At 60.1% G+C, this 15,609-nt stretch carries 14 protein-coding genes; 4 read left to right on the forward strand and 10 right to left on the reverse strand.

Annotation, left to right across the window (positions count from 1 at the left end; all coding sequences use genetic code 11):
* Positions 1 to 11: 11 nt before the first annotated feature.
* From ABTV22_RS02060 to ABTV22_RS02085, 6 genes are read right to left on the reverse strand one after another with little or no spacing between them, the layout of a single operon-like run.
* Positions 12 to 1,691: an AMP-binding protein gene (locus ABTV22_RS02060; RefSeq protein ID WP_433738332.1), complete on the reverse strand. Its 1,680-nt coding sequence runs from the start codon at positions 1,689 to 1,691 to the stop codon at positions 12 to 14.
* On the reverse strand, positions 1,688 to 2,233 hold the full coding sequence (locus tag ABTV22_RS02065) for a hypothetical protein (RefSeq protein ID WP_433738333.1): 546 nt from the start codon (positions 2,231 to 2,233) through the stop codon (positions 1,688 to 1,690). The genes ABTV22_RS02060 and ABTV22_RS02065 overlap by 4 nt, the downstream gene beginning before the upstream one ends.
* On the reverse strand, positions 2,230 to 2,484 hold the full coding sequence (locus ABTV22_RS02070; RefSeq protein WP_110965992.1) for an acyl carrier protein: 255 nt from the start codon (positions 2,482 to 2,484) through the stop codon (positions 2,230 to 2,232). Before ABTV22_RS02070 ends, ABTV22_RS02065 begins: the two co-directional genes overlap by 4 nt.
* Before the next feature lie 9 nt (positions 2,485 to 2,493).
* Positions 2,494 to 2,769 carry a phosphopantetheine-binding protein gene (locus ABTV22_RS02075; RefSeq protein WP_433738334.1) on the reverse strand — a complete coding sequence of 92 codons (276 nt, stop codon included), beginning with the start codon at positions 2,767 to 2,769 and terminating at the stop codon, positions 2,494 to 2,496.
* The gene (locus ABTV22_RS02080) at positions 2,747 to 3,559 is read right to left on the reverse strand and encodes a lysophospholipid acyltransferase family protein (protein WP_433738335.1); all 813 of its coding nucleotides are present in this window, start codon (positions 3,557 to 3,559) and stop codon (positions 2,747 to 2,749) included. Before ABTV22_RS02080 ends, ABTV22_RS02075 begins: the two co-directional genes overlap by 23 nt.
* Positions 3,535 to 4,260 carry a beta-ketoacyl synthase chain length factor gene (locus tag ABTV22_RS02085; RefSeq protein WP_433738336.1) on the reverse strand — a complete coding sequence of 242 codons (726 nt, stop codon included), beginning with the start codon at positions 4,258 to 4,260 and terminating at the stop codon, positions 3,535 to 3,537. The genes ABTV22_RS02080 and ABTV22_RS02085 overlap by 25 nt, the downstream gene beginning before the upstream one ends.
* 351 nt (positions 4,261 to 4,611) lie before the next feature.
* Between ABTV22_RS02085 and ABTV22_RS02090 the strand changes: the two genes are divergently transcribed.
* Entirely contained in the window at positions 4,612 to 5,385 is a 774-nt protein-coding gene (locus ABTV22_RS02090) for a ParA family protein (protein ID WP_433738337.1), read from the forward strand.
* A 101-nt stretch (positions 5,386 to 5,486) separates the two neighbouring features.
* On the opposite strand, the gene trxC is transcribed toward ABTV22_RS02090, so the two are convergent.
* The 4 genes from trxC to ABTV22_RS02110 all read right to left on the reverse strand — a co-directional run bounded on the left by trxC (position 5,487) and on the right by ABTV22_RS02110 (position 12,638).
* Positions 5,487 to 5,921, reverse strand: coding sequence for a thioredoxin TrxC (gene trxC / locus ABTV22_RS02095; protein ID WP_034148665.1), 435 nt, complete (start codon positions 5,919 to 5,921; stop codon positions 5,487 to 5,489).
* Between the two features lie 73 nt (positions 5,922 to 5,994).
* Positions 5,995 to 7,458, reverse strand: coding sequence for a protein adenylyltransferase SelO (selO, locus tag ABTV22_RS02100; protein ID WP_433738338.1), 1,464 nt, complete (start codon positions 7,456 to 7,458; stop codon positions 5,995 to 5,997).
* Between the two features lie 48 nt (positions 7,459 to 7,506).
* Positions 7,507 to 10,860: a mechanosensitive channel MscK gene (gene mscK, locus ABTV22_RS02105; protein ID WP_433738339.1), complete on the reverse strand. Its 3,354-nt coding sequence runs from the start codon at positions 10,858 to 10,860 to the stop codon at positions 7,507 to 7,509.
* A gap of 35 nt (positions 10,861 to 10,895) precedes the next feature.
* Positions 10,896 to 12,638 carry a potassium/proton antiporter gene (locus ABTV22_RS02110; protein WP_433738340.1) on the reverse strand — a complete coding sequence of 581 codons (1,743 nt, stop codon included), beginning with the start codon at positions 12,636 to 12,638 and terminating at the stop codon, positions 10,896 to 10,898.
* Between the two features lie 375 nt (positions 12,639 to 13,013).
* Here ABTV22_RS02110 and ABTV22_RS02115 point away from each other — a divergent pair, with 375 nt between their 5' ends.
* The 3 genes from ABTV22_RS02115 to ABTV22_RS02125 all read left to right on the forward strand — a co-directional run bounded on the left by ABTV22_RS02115 (position 13,014) and on the right by ABTV22_RS02125 (position 15,593).
* The gene (locus ABTV22_RS02115; protein WP_433738341.1) at positions 13,014 to 13,256 is read left to right on the forward strand and encodes a hypothetical protein; all 243 of its coding nucleotides are present in this window, start codon (positions 13,014 to 13,016) and stop codon (positions 13,254 to 13,256) included.
* Positions 13,253 to 13,552 carry a cell division protein ZapA gene (locus tag ABTV22_RS02120; RefSeq protein WP_433738342.1) on the forward strand — a complete coding sequence of 100 codons (300 nt, stop codon included), beginning with the start codon at positions 13,253 to 13,255 and terminating at the stop codon, positions 13,550 to 13,552. Before ABTV22_RS02115 ends, ABTV22_RS02120 begins: the two co-directional genes overlap by 4 nt.
* Before the next feature lie 100 nt (positions 13,553 to 13,652).
* A complete protein-coding gene (locus tag ABTV22_RS02125) occupies positions 13,653 to 15,593 on the forward strand; it encodes a methyl-accepting chemotaxis protein (protein WP_433738343.1) in 1,941 nt (646 codons plus the stop codon).
* Positions 15,594 to 15,609: the final 16 nt, after the last annotated feature.

Below are 15,609 nucleotides of genomic sequence, written 5' to 3' on the forward strand. Positions count from 1 at the left end.
ACTCGCCTGAACTACGCATGCTCAGCCTCCAGCAATATCCGTCCACTGGAGCAGGTGGCGGTTTCATTGCGATAGGCGAAATACAGTTTGCTGCGGGTCGGGTCGAAACGCAGGTGCAGTTGGACTTCATCCCCCGGACGCACCAATTGCTGGAATTTCAGCACTTCCATGCCGGCGAATTTTTCCGGCAGGTTCATCAATTGTTGGCCCAGGCGCATCGCCCACTCCACTTGCACCACACCCGGCAGCACCGGCGCCTTGGGAAAGTGGCCGCTGAAATAGGCCAGATCCGGTGGTACGGCCAGTTGCAAACTCCACTCGCCCTCGGATTCGACCTGCTCCAGCACTTGCGGTGTTTTGGGGCGCGGCGCCAGCAACAGGGCGTCGACGTCGGCCTGGGGCAGTTTGCCTTGAGCGTTCAATGGTAATTGCCGCAGCAAGCGCCAGCGCCGTGGCAGGGCGATGGCTTCGCAGTGCTGGCTCAGGTGTTGGCGCAATTGCTCCGTGAGCGTGCGTCGACCTTCATTGCGCAGGGCATGTAGCCCCGCGTCGGTCAGGACCAGCAACGCCCCCAGCGAGGCACGGTTTTCCTGAACAACGCCAAGCCGCGCTTCGGCGACCCAATCATGGGCCGTCAGCGCTTGCTCCAGCATGGGCAGCGAGATGCGTTTCTCTTCCAGTTTGACGATCCGGTCCAATCGACCCAGCAGTTCGAAGCGACCATCGGCGGCGATTCGCGCCGCATCGGCGGTGTGTTCGACATGGCCTGCGGGCAGGTAGGGCGAGGCGATGAGCAGCGCGCCGTCATTGTCTTGGCTCAGTGCGACATCGACGAAGGGCTGCCAGAGTGCTTGTCCCTGGCGCCAGGCAATGCCACCGGTTTCCGAGCTGCCGAAGATTTCGGTTGGCCATTGGTGCAGGCGTTCGTGCAGGCTCTGCGCGGCCTCGCTCGGCAATGCGCCACCGGAGGAAAACACCCGACGCACCGCGCTCAAGGCCGGCCAGTCGAGGTTGTCGCCCATACGTTTGAGCAGCGCCGGGCTGGCGACCCAGGCGAAGGCCGGGTATTGGCGGCTGGCGCGTTGCAGATCTTCCGGAAAGGCCAGTTGCTGACGTATGAACGGGCGCCCGGCGCACAGCGGCCACAGCACTCGAAACAGCAGGCCATAAATGTGCTGGGTGGCGACGCTGCCAATGATGCAGGCCGGGCCCAGATCGCCACCCCATAGCCGTTCGAGGGCTTCGACTTCGTTGACCAGTTGGCGCAGGTTCTTTTCGATGCGCTTGGGTTCGCCACTGGAACCGGAGGTGCACAGGCTCAGGGAGCAGCGATCCAGCTCCAGCGTCTCAGCGGCCAACGGTGGGTGCTGGAAGTCGTTCAGGTGCGCGTCACCGGGCTGATCGGTCAGCCACAGGTCGACTTCGCTCGACCAACGCAGTCGGGTATGGGGTTGCAGGTCGGCGGGCAACAAAACGTTGACGCCGGCACGCCAGGCGCCGAGCAGGGCTATTGCCAGGTCGGCGGCGTCTTCAAGGTGAACGGCGATGCGCCGCACGCCGAGCGTTTGCAGGCCGGCAGCCAGGCTTAGGGCTCGCTCGCATAGCTGCGCATGATTCAACGCCGGTTCGGCCGTTACGGCACGCTCCGGCTGAGCCTTGAGCAACAGGTGCTCAAGTTTTATCCAATTCATATACGGCCTCGTACCCGTATTCGTATGAGCAGTTCAATGGCAAACATCAGGCCTATCAATCCGTAGGAAATCAGCCCGGTGTAGACCATCCACCAGCTCAGCGGTGCCCAAAGCGTCAGGGCGGCGGCGCACAAACCGTTGCAGAGAAAAAACACGCTCCAGGCGATGGTCACCTGGCGGGTGTAGCGAATACCTTCGTCTGGCAGATCCGGTTCACGCAACCGGGCCAAGCGCTCAACCACCGGCGGGCCGTAAATCAGGCTGCCGCCAAACAGTGTCAGCATGAAGGCGCTGATCAGTACCGGGTACCAGCGCAGCAGCGCCGGATTGTCGGACAGCGCCAGCAACAGGCAAAAAATAATGGCCACCAGGGCCATCCAAACGCTGCCGGGCTGGCGCTTGCCAGTGAGTACGCGGGCCAGCCACAGGCTGCCCAGCAGCAGGCCGAACTGCCACGGTGCGAAATGCTCCATGCCGAAATACACCGCGAAGGGGTACAGCAGGCCTGCCAGCAGCAGGCCGAGGCCGATCAATCGACTCATGCGGCTGGTTGAACCAGACGGTAGACCGCCTCGACCACGTCGCTGACGGTACGCACCGATTTGAATTCCTCGGCGGCGATTTTCTTGCCGGTCTGACGTTTGATGTGATCGATCAGGTCGACGGCGTCAATGCTGTCGATTTCCAGGTCCTGGTACAGGTTGGATTCGAGGCTCACTCGCTTGGGGTCCAGCTCGAACAGCTCGACCAGGGCATCGCGCAGTGTATTGAAAATGTCGTCACGAGTTTGCATGGTCCGGTCTCAAGCTGCCTGTTTTGCAGTGACGAACGCCGCAAGGCTCGCCACGTTGCTGAAGTGATTACGAGTGTCTTTGGCGTCGGCATCGATCTTGATGCCGTACTTTTTCTGGATGGCCAGGCCCAGTTCCAGGGCGTCTACCGAGTCCAGGCCCAGGCCTTCGCCGAATAGCGTCTGGTTGTCGCCGATATCCTGGGCGCTGATGTCTTCCAGGCCGAGGGCTTCGATGATCAGGTCTTTGATTTCCAGCACCAGGTCACGGGTGTTCAGATCGCTCATCTTCGGCGAGCTCCTTAATAAAGTAAGAATGCAGATAATCGTTGAGCTTGCGCGAGGCTTGGGGCGCCGGGCCCAGCGCGGCGAAGGCCTGTGGGTCTATATCGGCGCCGACCCGGAAACTGTAGTGCACGCGGCGTTTGGGAATCCGATACCAGGGTTCGGCCTTGGTCAAGGTTGTCGGGTTGACCTTGATCACGACCGGGGTAAGGATTTTCGCACCCCGCACGGCAATTGCCGCGCCCCCCCGATGAAAGGCCGGCGCCTGGCCCGGTTGGGTGCGGGTGCCTTCGGGAAAGATGATCAGGGTCTGGCCACTTTTAAGCGCGTCAGCGGCCGCATCGAGCATGTCCATGCTGCCGTCGTTGCTGATGTATTCGGTACGGCGCAATGGGCTGCGGGTAAAAGGGTTCTCCCACAGGCTTTGCTTGACCACGCAGTTGGCGTGGCGCACCAGGCCGATCAGAAACACCACGTCGATCAGCGACGGGTGATTGGCGACGATCATTTGCCCCGGCCGCCCCAGTTTTTCCGCGCCCTGGATGTCGTAGGTCAGCACGCCGACGCGTGCCATGAAGCGGACAAAAAACCAGAAGCAGCGACTGACGGTTTGCCGCGCGCGCAGTCGATGGGTCTGGGCATCGCCCGGCAGGCAGTTCAGCAACGGGAAAACCACCAGGCGCAGGCACAGCCCACCCAGCCCGAATAGGGTGAAGCTTGCGGCGGTGGCCACCAGGCGCCAGTAATAGGCGTCGCGATTTTTTTCGGTCACGGGTTGCGTTGCCAGGTCCATACACGATTTTTCCAGGCATGTTGGCAGAGGGTTTGCTGGCCAAGCAGCGCACACAATAGATCCAGCGCGTGCGGCCAGCGGGATTTGGACAACGCATCCGTGGGGCTGTTCAGGGACAACTGCCAGTCATTGCCAGGCGTGATTAACAGGCCGACGGCATAAGGGAACGGCACATCGTCTATCCAGGTCGAGTAAGCCTCTGGCGGTTGTTCTTCGGTCACCACCAGCAGAACGGCGGGCGCGCCTTGCTTGAGCAGGGCCGCCGCCTCCAGCATGCCGTTTTCAAGACCGTCTCCAGCTGCGGCGAGGGCCGTCATTTCGCTGGTTTCGCCGCGCATAATCGACCAAAGGCCGATGATTGCGTTATGCACCGACAGGCTGAAATGGGTCGGCGACAGGGGCTGGTCGGCGGCCAGATCGCTGAGAATGTCAAAGGTGCGCGGCGTTTCGCCATGGCGGGAAATGAACACCAGCGGCAGATTCTGCCGACCCTCGGCCAATGGCCAGCCGACGCTGAATGCCATCCGCGCCAGTCGACTGAGGCGTCGACGCTGCATGGCAGGCAGAAACGACACGTCCGGAGCGGCATCGCTGAGTGGCAACACGACCGGTTGCTGGCTCCATGCCAGCCAATCGTCCACGCTTTCGAGCCCTGGGGCCCATGCGCGCCACTGGGCGATGTTGAATTTGATCACAGACATTCATCCCGCCCCTGCGGGCTTGCTTGACGCGGTGAGTGGCAGAAAACCGCAAGTCACATGGCGCCTGGCGCCGAGTGGTGGGCATTATCGCGGTGCGATGATGCTCTAGCAAATACTGGTTACATTTTGCACAGCACGATGGGCCGGTTGACCTGCAAAAACTGCACGTTTGACAGTTATTCGCATTGTGATTCCATCCGTCTGTCGGCTCTGGCGCAAACCAATGGGGGCGATCAACGCGTTTTCCGCGCAAGTTTGCCAAAGACCGCGTAATCCCGATGTCGGGCAGCTAGCTAAGCCATGCCGTGGACCACTACACTCGGTCATTCTTTGATACACGGAGGTTTTGACATGCGGCGCGTGGTGTTCAATCAGAAAGGTGGCGTGGGCAAATCCAGTATTGCCTGCAATCTGGCGGCGGTCAGCGCCAGCGAGGGTTATCGCACCCTGTTGGTGGATCTCGATGCCCAGGCCAACTCCACTCAGTACCTGACGGGACTCACCGGCAATGATATTCCGATGGGGATTGCCGACTTCTTCAAGCAAACCCTCTCATCCGGGCCTTTCTCCAAGAAAAATCAGGTCGATATCTACGAAACCCCGTTCGACAACCTGCATGTCATCACCGCCACGTCTGAGTTGGCAGACCTGCAGCCCAAGCTTGAAGCCAAGCACAAGATCAACAAACTGCGAAAATTGCTGGAAGAACTCGACGAAGATTACGACCGGATTTACCTGGATACCCCGCCAGCCTTGAATTTTTATGCGGTTTCGGCGCTGATTGCCGCCGATCGCGTGCTAATTCCTTTCGACTGCGACAGTTTTTCGCGTCAGGCGCTTTACGGCGTATTGGCGGAGATCGACGAGTTGAAGGATGACCACAACGAAGGTCTGGAAGTCGAAGGCATCGTGGTCAACCAGTTCCAGACCCGTGCCAGCCTGCCCCAGCAGATCCTCGACGAGTTGATTGCCGAAGGCTTGCCGGTACTGCCGGTGTACCTGGGCAGTTCGGTGCGCATGCGCGAATCCCACCAGGCGAACATACCGTTGATCCATCTTGATCCGCGGCACAAGCTGACGCAGCAGTTCGTCGAGCTGCACAACCTGCTGGAAAACGCTCAGTAGCACCTGTAGGAGCCGGCTTGCTGGCGATAGCGGCAAATCAGGCGCCGGACCGTTGACTGGATGGCACAATCGCCAGCAAGCCGGCTCCTACAGTATGGAATTCAGATCCCCTGGCTCCGCAACCAGCTCATCAACTGTGGCAACGGGAACGCCCCGCTCTGGCGTGCGACTTCCCGGCCGTTCTTGAACAGAATCAGGCTCGGAATCGAACGAATCCCCAGTTGCGCCGACAATTGCTGGTTCGCCTCGCTGTCCAGTTTGGCCAACCGGCACTTGCCCGCCAACTGCCCGGCCGCCTGCTCGAACACCGGCGCAAATGACTTGCACGGTCCACACCAATCCGCCCACACATCCACCAACAGCGGCAGATCGCCCTTGATCTGACTGGCGTAGTCGCCTTGCTTGAGTTCGAAGGGTTTGTTCAGCAGGACTTCGGCCTTGCAGCGTCCGCATTTGGGGTGGTCGCCCAAGCGCTCGGCGGGGATGCGGTTGAGGCCATTGCAGTGGGGGCAGGGGATCAGAAGCGGATCAGTCATGGCAAGTTGTCCAGTAATAAGCGGGTGGTCCTTATCTGGAGTCACCCGCTCATATTTTCAATTGTGTTGCACTTCACGATGAACAGCTGATCTCCAAATGCTTGCCCCACTCCGGTGGCCGCTGCGCATAGCTCTCCATCCCCGGTTGCTCCTCGAACGGATTGCTCAGCACCGCATGCAGCCGGCGGACTTCCGAGTAATCGCCTTTTTCCGCCGCTTCGATAGCCTTCTGCGCCAGGTAGTTGCGCAGGATGTACAGCGGATTGACGGCATGCATTCGTTGACGGCGCTGTGCTTGATCGAGTTCGCCTTCGCGGGCGACACGGGCGATGTATTGCTCGCCCCAGCTGTCGAAGCCCTTGAGGTCGACGAAGTCATCGCGTAGGCGGCGCACAGCGGCCTGCGGTGATTCTTCACCCAGTCGGCGGAAGAACAGGCTGTAATCGACGCCGCTGTTTTGCATCAGTTGCAGCAGGTGTTCCAGCAGTTTCTGGTCGTCGTCTTCGGCGGTGGTGAGGCCCAGGCGGCGGCGCATCAGGTCCAGGTAGTGAGCCTGGAACAACGGCAGGTACAAGCCGAGGGTTTCACGCAGGGCTTCGACGCTGATGAACGGCGTCAAGGCCTGGGCCAGGGCGCTGAGGTTCCATTGGCCGATCGGCACCTGGTTGCTGAAGGAGTAGCGGCCCCGGTCATCTGAGTGGTTACAGATGAAGTTGGCGTCGAAGTCATCTAGGAACGCGAACGGGCCGAAGTCGAAAGTGATGCCAAGGATCGACATGTTGTCAGTGTTCATCACGCCATGGCAGAAACCATAGGCCTGCCATTTGGCGATCAGTTCGGCATTGCGCTCGACCAGCTCGCGGAACATCGCCAGGTACGGTTCCGGTTGTTCAAGGCACTCTGGAAAGTGCATGGCCAACACGTGGTCGCCGAGTGTCTTCTGCTGTTCGGGACGCTTGGTGTAGTAGAAGTATTCGAAGTGACCGAAGCGCACATGGCTCGGGGACAGGCGCAGGAGCATGGCGGCGCGTTCCTGCCTCTCGCGCCATACCGGCGTGTCCGAACCGATCACGCACAACGCCCGGGTGGTCGGGATGTTCAGCGCATGCAGGGCTTCGGAGGCAAGGAATTCGCGAATCGAGGAGCGCAGCACCGCCCGTCCGTCACCCATGCGCGAAAAGGGCGTCTGGCCGGCGCCCTTGAGGTGCAAGTCCCAATGCTCGCCAGCCTCGTTGTACACCTCGCCCAGCAACAGGCCGCGACCGTCGCCCAGCTGCGGGTTGTAGGAACCGAACTGGTGACCGGAATAGACCATCGCCCTGGGAATCGCGTCGGCCCAGAGCTTGTGGCCACTGAACAGTTCGGCGAACTCCGGGGTGTCAGCCACGGCTGGGTCGAGATCCAGCAACGCCATGGCGGCGGGGCTGGCCACGACCAGGCGCGGGTTGTCGATCGGCTCGGGCAGCACATGGGCGGAAAACGCATCGCCCAGGCGGTCGAAGCGGTTATCGAAGGTCAGTTCGTCGAGGGCTTTCAAAGGCCGGCTCCAGCAGAATGTCCGAGCATTCTGCTGGGGAATGGCCGGTTAGTCGAGTTTAGCGGCAGGTGGTGCCAGCGGCGGTTGCTTGTCATCGTTGAGTGGCACGATGGTTTTCGTTTCCGGCTCGATCGGCACCATCTTGTATTCCTGACCATGAAGGTTTTTGAGGTAAACCTCCATCTGCCGGAACGAGATGTTGATGTGTTGTTTCTTGAACTCACGGTTGATGAAGCGGTTGACCTCATCGAGCACCGGGTTGCGGTCGCCGAGGTCGCGCACATGCATGCGCAACTCGTGATCGAGGGTGCTTTCGCCGAAGTTCAGGAAATACACATGGGGTTCTGGCTCCTTGAGCACCCGTGGGTTTTCCCGCGCGGCCTTGAGCAGCAGTTCCTTGACCAGGTCCAGGTCAGAGCCGTAGTCCACCCCAAGCTTGAGTGTCACCCGGGTGATGGTGTCGGTCAGGGACCAGTTGATCAGTTGTCCGGTAATGAACGTTTTGTTTGGGACGATGATGTCCTTACGGTCGAAGTCGGTGATGGTTGTGGCACGGATGCGAATTTTGCTCACCGTGCCCGACAGGTTGCCGATGGTGATGGTGTCGCCGATCCGCACCGGACGTTCGAACAGGATCATGATGCCGGAAATGAAGTTGGCGAAGATTTCCTGCATGCCGAAGCCCAGGCCCACCGACAGCGCCGCCACCAGCCACTGCAACTTGTCCCAGCTGACGCCGAGGGTCGAGAGGGTCGAGACAAAACCGACGCCGGCAATCACGTAGGACAGCAGCGTCGTGGTGGCGTAGGCGCTGCCCTGGGCCAGGTTCAGTTTTGACAGCACGAACACTTCCAGCAGGCCCGGCAGGTTGCGTGCCAGGGCGAAGGTGATGCCGATGATGATCAATGCGCCGAGCATGTCGCCGATGCTGATCGGCACCATGCTCATATTGGCGCCGGTGCCGCTGGTGTATTCGTAGAGAGTGATGTTGTCCAGGTATGAGAACACCGTGATCAGATCGGCCCACACCCAGTACAACAGGGCCATGAAGCCACCGAGCAGCGCCAGGCGGATCAGTCGCAGGGACTGTTCGTTGACCTTCTCGATGTCCATGGTCGGTTCTTCGATCACCGCTTCGCCATCACCGGCCTCTTTGGCGGCCTGACGCTTGGCCAGGGCACGCTGATAGGCCAAGCGGCGTGCCGCGACGCTCAGGCCGCGTACGAAGGTGGCTTCGATCACTATCCAGAACATCAGCAGGTACAACGTATTGATCAGTCGGTCGCTGAGTTTCAGTGCGGTGTAGTAGTAGCCAAAGCACACGGCCACGAACAGGGCGACCGGCAAGGCGGTGAACATGATGGCCACGGCTTTGCGGAACAGCGAGGCGTGTTCGTGGGTCGGGCTGCTGAGCAGCAGGCGGCTGAGCAGCCAGGTCATCAAGGCGTAGCAGATCAGCACCACCGGCATGCCCAATACATCGTCGGCCAGTATCGCCGGCTGCAGCTCGGCAACCGCTACCACGGCGACCAGCGCCATCACCACCATGCCAAGCCTGCGAACCCAACCTCGGAGGAATTCGACCTGACGTTTTTCCCAGCGAAAATGCAGTTCCGCCACACCACCTGGTGCCAGGATTCGATAGGCGGTGTAGAACACCAGCCAGGTCCCGGCCATTTGCATCAGTGCCGCGCCCATATTGGCGTTCTGCCCGCGTGCATCGATTTGCAGGGCCAGTCCACACAGCCCCAGACCCAACGACACCGGCATCGCCAGCAAAATATTGATCAGAATCGCTTGAGGTGTGTGCCACTGGCTGTCGCGCTTGAAGTGGCCGATGTCCTGGTGAACCTTGTTCAGTCGGGCATACAGCTGCTTGCGACGCCACAGCAGCGCACCGATCAGCAGCGCCAGCGGCAGGAACAGTAGCGGACGCTGAGTCAGGCCATCGGTCAGCTCGCTCAGGCTGGAGGCGAGGGGGAGGGTGTCGATCTGACGCTTCAGGCGGTCAGGCACGCCGCGTACCCATTCCAGGTCCAACGGCTTGTTGCTGGGAATCCAGAACATCTGCTCATCGAGCGTCGCCCGCAGGCTTTGCGCGGTGCTCAGCAATTGTTTTTGGTTCAGTTGCAGGGTGATGGACTCGTTGAGCACAGCACTCAACTCACGGCTCAAACGCTCCAGCAGGTCCGCACGGGTGGTGGCCAGTTCCAGCAGGCTCTTGCGCAGTTGCGGGGTGACTTGCTCGGGCGGTTGGGTCGACAGCAGGTTGTCGACATAGGTGACCGGGTTACTGAGCAACTCCCGTTGCTGACTGACTTCGAACTGATACAGGCGAATGTCGGCGATCTGGTCGGCCAGGTCGCGATCGACCCTGAGGCGCGGCAAGGCCTGTTTCTGTTTGTAGAGAATCTTGGAGAGCAGCAGGCTGCCCTTGAGCACGTTGATCTGTTCGTCCAGGGCAGCATCACTCTGGGTCACACTGTCCAGTTGCTGCTTGGTCTGCAGGTTTTTCTGGGTGACTTCGTTGAGCCGGTCTGTGCTCTTGAGCAGGTAATCGGAAAGCTTCAGGTTGGCGGCGCTTTCGGTGGCCAACAGGCTGCTGCCACCGGCCTTCTGCGCTTCGATGGACTGCTGCGTCACCGTCTCTTGCGACTGTGCCAGGCGCTTCTGGTTGATCAGATTTTGCAGCTCCTGGATCTCCTGATCCAGGCGGTCGGATCGCTCCGATAACAAGTCATGCTGGCTGTTGCCCAGGTCTTGCAACTGAGTGTTGCCAGCCAATTCCTGGCGGCGTAGAGGGATCAGGGCGTTGAGTGCAGCCAGTTCGGCGTTGAGTTGGTCACGCTGCTCGGCGCTCAGGGCCTTACCGCTGTCCTTACCGCTCTTGAGGATGTTGTTGATCTGCTGGATGCGTGTCTGGCTGCTGGCGATCTCGGCCTGCGCGCGCTCGGGGCGCGTCTGGGCCGTAATGATCAGGCTGTTGGCGTCTGACAGGGCTTTTTGCAGGTCGGCTTGCTGGGTCGAACGTTCAGTGAGCAGTTGCTCAAGTTGAGGAATCGACTCCTTGGTAAAGCGTTGCGCAACCGGCACCACCGAAGTGGCCTTGAGGCGCGTCAACTCCCGTTGGTTTTCGATGGTCTGCTTGGGGGCCGAGGCTAATTGCTGTTTGAGTTCGCTGAGCTTTTGCTCGTAATCCCGCCGATTGTTGAGCTGCGTCAGCGTGCCTTGCAGAACCGACTGCAAGGCTTTTTGATCCGCCTCCGGCAGTTTGCGGTCGGCGATCTTGTCCAGGCTTGCCTGCACGGATTCGCGGGAGGGTGGTTCGGCGGCTTGCAGCGTGCCGACGGAGAGGCTCAGGCCCAACAGGACCATGACGAAAAAGGTGCGCAGGCTTGGCATAAAGACCGATCAGTATACGAGGCGAAGAATTGAGTTTAGAGGAAGAGTCCCGGACCCGGGCGACTTCCTTCGGGGAATCTGACGCCCACTTTGCCGATCTTGTTCCCGTCCATGACCGCGACGGTCCAAATGGTGTTGTTCCATTCCACCTGGTCGCCGACCACCGGAGCGCCGCCGACTTTCTGGGCAATGAAGCGACCCAGGGACATATCCGGATCGATGCCTTCGACCTTCAGCCCGTACAGGGCAGCAACCGCGGCCAGCTGGGCGTCTCCTTCGAGTACGAAGTCGCCGAAAAAGCGCAAATCGAGGCCCCGTTGCGGCGCCTGGCTGAACAGTTTTCCGAGGGCGGGCAGGTTGTGTTCGTGGCCGATTACGCAGAGCAAATCGTCGACTTCGAGCACCGTACTACCCGACGGATGGAGTAGTTGTTCGCCACGAAACAGGGCTGCGATACGGGTGCCCTCGGGCATTTTCAGTTCACGCAGGTGCGAACCGATGCACCACTTTTCGGCACCGAGGCGATAAACGAACAGCTCCCACTCACTGGTGACGTGTACTTCCAGGGCGGAGCGGGAGATCGGCGCCGGTTCCGGTGGCACCGTTACCTTCAACAGCTTGGCGATCCACGGCAGGCTCGTGCCCTGCACCAGCAGCGACACCAACACGATAAAGAAAGCGAGGTTGAAATAGAGCTGGGCGTTGGGCAAACCCGCCATCAGCGGGAACACCGCCAAAATGATCGGCACCGCGCCGCGCAAGCCGACCCAGGAAATGAAGGCCTTTTCACGCCCATGGAAGGCCTTGAAGGGCAGAAGGCCGACCAGCACTGACAGCGGTCGGGCAAACAGAATCATCCACAGCGCCAGGCCCAGAGCCGGCAAGGCAATCGGCAGCAGGTCGTGGGGCGTGACCAGCAGCCCCAGCACCAGGAACATGCCGATCTGCGCCAGCCAGGCCATGCCATCGAGCATGTGCAGAATGCCGTGGCGGCTGCGCACAGGGCGGTTACCGATCACCAGGCCGCACAGGTACACCGCCAGGAAGCCGCTGCCATGCAGGGCGTTGGTCAGGGCAAAGACCACCAGGCCGCCAGCGATGACCAGGATCGGATAGAGACCGGTGGCCAGGTTGATGCGGTTGACCAGTTGCAGCATGAGCCAGCCGCCGCCCAAGCCGATGACGCCACCGATGCCGAACTCGCGCAGCAGGTGAGTCAGCAGGCTCCAATGCAGGCCGGTCTGGCCGCTGGCGAGCATGTCGATCAGGGTCACGGTGAGGAACACCGCCATCGGGTCGTTGCTGCCGGACTCGATTTCCAGGCTCGCGGTCACCCGTTCGTTCAGGCCTTTGCCACCCAATAATGAAAACACCGCCGCGGCATCGGTGGAGCCCACGATGGCGCCGATCAGCAAGCCTTGAATCAGATTCAGGTTGAACAGCCAGGCGGCGGCCATGCCAGTCAGCCCGGTGGTAATCAACACGCCGACCGTGGCCAACGACAGTGCCGGCCATAACGCCACGCGGAAACTCGACACCCGGGTGCGCAAACCGCCGTCCAGCAAAATCACCGCCAGTGCGAGGTTGCCGACCAAATAAGCGGTGGGGTAGTTGTCAAAGATGATGCCGCCGCCATCGACACCGGCGGCCATGCCCACGGCGAGGATGATGACCAGAATCGGGATGCCCAGGCGCGAAGAAAGTGAGCTCACCAGAATGCTCGCACCTACCAGCAACGCGCCGATCAAGAACAGGCTGTTGATGGTCGTCGCATTCAAAGGCAGTACTCCAGAAAGCTGAAAGGCGGGCACAAACTGACCATGCAGTCTGCGTGCCAGCGATTCTAACCTGTTGAAATGTGATGCTGTCAAAAAGCTTTTTGCCGATTAAAAGATCGCAGCCTGCGGCAGCTCCTACAGGGAAATGCATTCCAATGTAGGAGCTGCCGCAGGCTGCGATCTTTTGCTTTTAGCGGCAACCGGCTAAACCGTGGCGACGAAGTGCAGGAACCAGATCAATCAATCACAGTCTTTAAAGTTCGCGAGAAACGTCACTCGCCAGGAAAATCAAGGCCTTGCGCCTGTTTAACCCTGGCGCCCACGATGACTTTTCTTTATCGTACGCGCCCTTTGAAAATGCCTGGAAAAATCAAAATGTTGGAAGCATCCCTAAGCCAATTGGAACAGCTGGTCAGCGACCTGGTACAACAGAATCAGACCCTGATCGACACCAACCAAGCCCTGAGCGCAGAACTGGCCCAGGCCAAGGATGAAAACGAAAGCCTGCAACTGAGCCTGATGGAGCAGGAAGAAAAGCACGGCGCTACCGCAGCACGTATTCAAGCTTTGGTTGAGCGCGTCAGCGCTGGGCCTCTAGTCGAATCAGTCAGCGCATGAGTTACGGCGCAGGGGTAAAAGTCGTCTCGATCCTGGGAGAGGACTATTCGATCAAGGCACCGGCCGGGGAAGAACAAACCCTGCTGGATGCTGCGTTGATGTTGAAGGCTGCCCTGGCCGAGACCAAAAAGAAGTACCCGACACTGATCGGTGACCGATTGCTGGTGCTGGCCGCGATGAACCTGTGTTCCCAGCAGATTGAAATGCAAAAGCAGCACAAGCTCGAACTCGACCGTTACCAAGAGCAAGTCAACGCCACGGTTGAAGTGATCTCCAAGACGATCAATCAGGCCTGATCGGCTTTGCGCACAACCAAAGAATAAATTGTCGGTTTGGATGTATACAATCGGCACGGCTGTTGCAGTGTCTCAGCCTCTTATTCTTTGGGGGTGCTCCATGCAGTTCTGGCGACGCAGTATTCAATGGCAGTTGATCCTGAGCATGGGCACCGCCCTGCTGGTCAGCGTGCTGATCGTGGTTGGCATTTATACCCTTGTGGTCAACCGCCTCGCCCAGAGCTATCTGGTCGAACAAGCGTTGCCGTCGAGCATCGAAGCGATGCGCAATGACATCGAGCGAATCCTCGTTCAGCCCCTAACCGCCGCTAGGGACATCGCCAACAACAGCATGGTGCGCGACTGGTTGGCCGACGGTGAGAGCACTGCCCAGACCCCTGTGTTTTCACAGTATCTGGAAGGTATTCGCGCCGAGCACAAGGCCTTCACCGCGCTGATCATCGGGACTGCGTCAAGCCACTACATCACTGAAAAAGGCCTGGACCGCACCCTCAGTCGTTCCAACCCCAAAGACGCCTGGTTCTACTCGTTCCTCGACAGCAACCAGCCGCGCACCCTCAATATCGACAACGACACGGCCACCGGAGAATTGGCGCTTTTCATCGACATCAAGGTTGAACAGGCGGGCAAGGTCGTGGGCGTCGCCGGGCTCGGACTGAGCATGAAAGAGCTGTCCGAGTTGATTCACAACTTCAGCTTCGGGGAGCGCGGCAAGGTCTATCTCGTACGTTCCGACGGTTTGATTCAGGTACATCCCGAGGCGCAATTCAGCGGCAAGCGCACCCTGAGCGAACAGATTGGCCAGTCGGCGGCGCATGCCGTCATGGGTCAAAAAAATGCCGCCGCCACCAGCAGCTTCGTCCGCGATGGCGAGGATTATCTGGCATTGAGCCTGCCGTTGCGTGATCTGGGTTGGACCCTGGTGGCCGAAGTGCCGCAATCGCAGATCTACGCCGAGGCGCGGCGTGCCATGTGGATGAGCAGCGGCATTGGCCTGGCGGTGGCGCTGGTGTGCCTGTTGCTGGTGGTGTTGCTGGCCCGTGGACTGGTACGGCCGATTCGCCAGGTAACAGCCGCACTGGTAGCCATTGGTAGCGGTGGTGGCGATTTGACTCATCGGCTGGATGCCAGCCGCGCCGATGAGCTGGGCGACCTGGCGCGCGGTTTCAATCGATTCCTCGACAGCCAGCGCGACATGATCGGCGAAGTATTGACCACCAGCGAACGCCTGCGCACGGCGGTCGGCCAAGTGGCGCGGGTGGTGGACAACACTGCCGAGCGCTCCGGGCGCCAGCAGGAGATGACCGACATGGTCGCCACCGCTGTCCACGAAATGGGCCTGACCGTGCAAGAAATTGCGCAGAACGCCGGTAACGCGGCGCTCGTTTCGCAAACGGCTCGTGATGAAGCCTTGCAGGCTCGGGGCGTGGTTGGCGGCTCGATTCGCCATATCGAAAGCATGTCCGACGAAATCGGTGTGGCCGCCAGCGCTGTGGGCGAACTGGCTAATCAAGTGGCGTCGATCGATCAGGTATTGGCGGTGATTCGCGGGATCTCCGAGCAGACCAATCTCCTGGCGTTGAACGCGGCGATCGAAGCGGCGCGGGCGGGGGGCATGGGGCGAGGATTCGCGGTGGTGGCCGATGAAGTTCGCACGTTGGCGCGACGGACGCAGTCGTCCACCGATGAAATCCAGCAGATGATCGGCAGCCTCAAGCAGGGCGCTGAGAATGCGGTGTCATCGATGCATACCGGGCAAGCGGCCACCGGCACCGGTGTTGAATCCAGTCAGAAGACCGGGGCATCGCTGACGGCGATTACTGGCCAGATCGAGCGCATCAGCGACATGAACCATCAGGTGGCGACCGCGACGGAAGAACAGTCGGCGGTGACCGAAGAGATCAACCGCAACGTGCAAGGGATTTCCGATCTGGCGCGGGCGACGGCGGGAGAGGTCAGGGCTTGCCGTGAAGATTGTCAGACGTTGCAGCGGTTGGCCGATGATTTGGCGCGGCAGATGGGTGGGTTCAAGCTGAGCTGAATCAAAATCAAGAGAT

The organism is Pseudomonas putida, from assembly GCF_050990305.1.
Taxonomy (GTDB): domain Bacteria; phylum Pseudomonadota; class Gammaproteobacteria; order Pseudomonadales; family Pseudomonadaceae; genus Aquipseudomonas; species Aquipseudomonas putida_AH.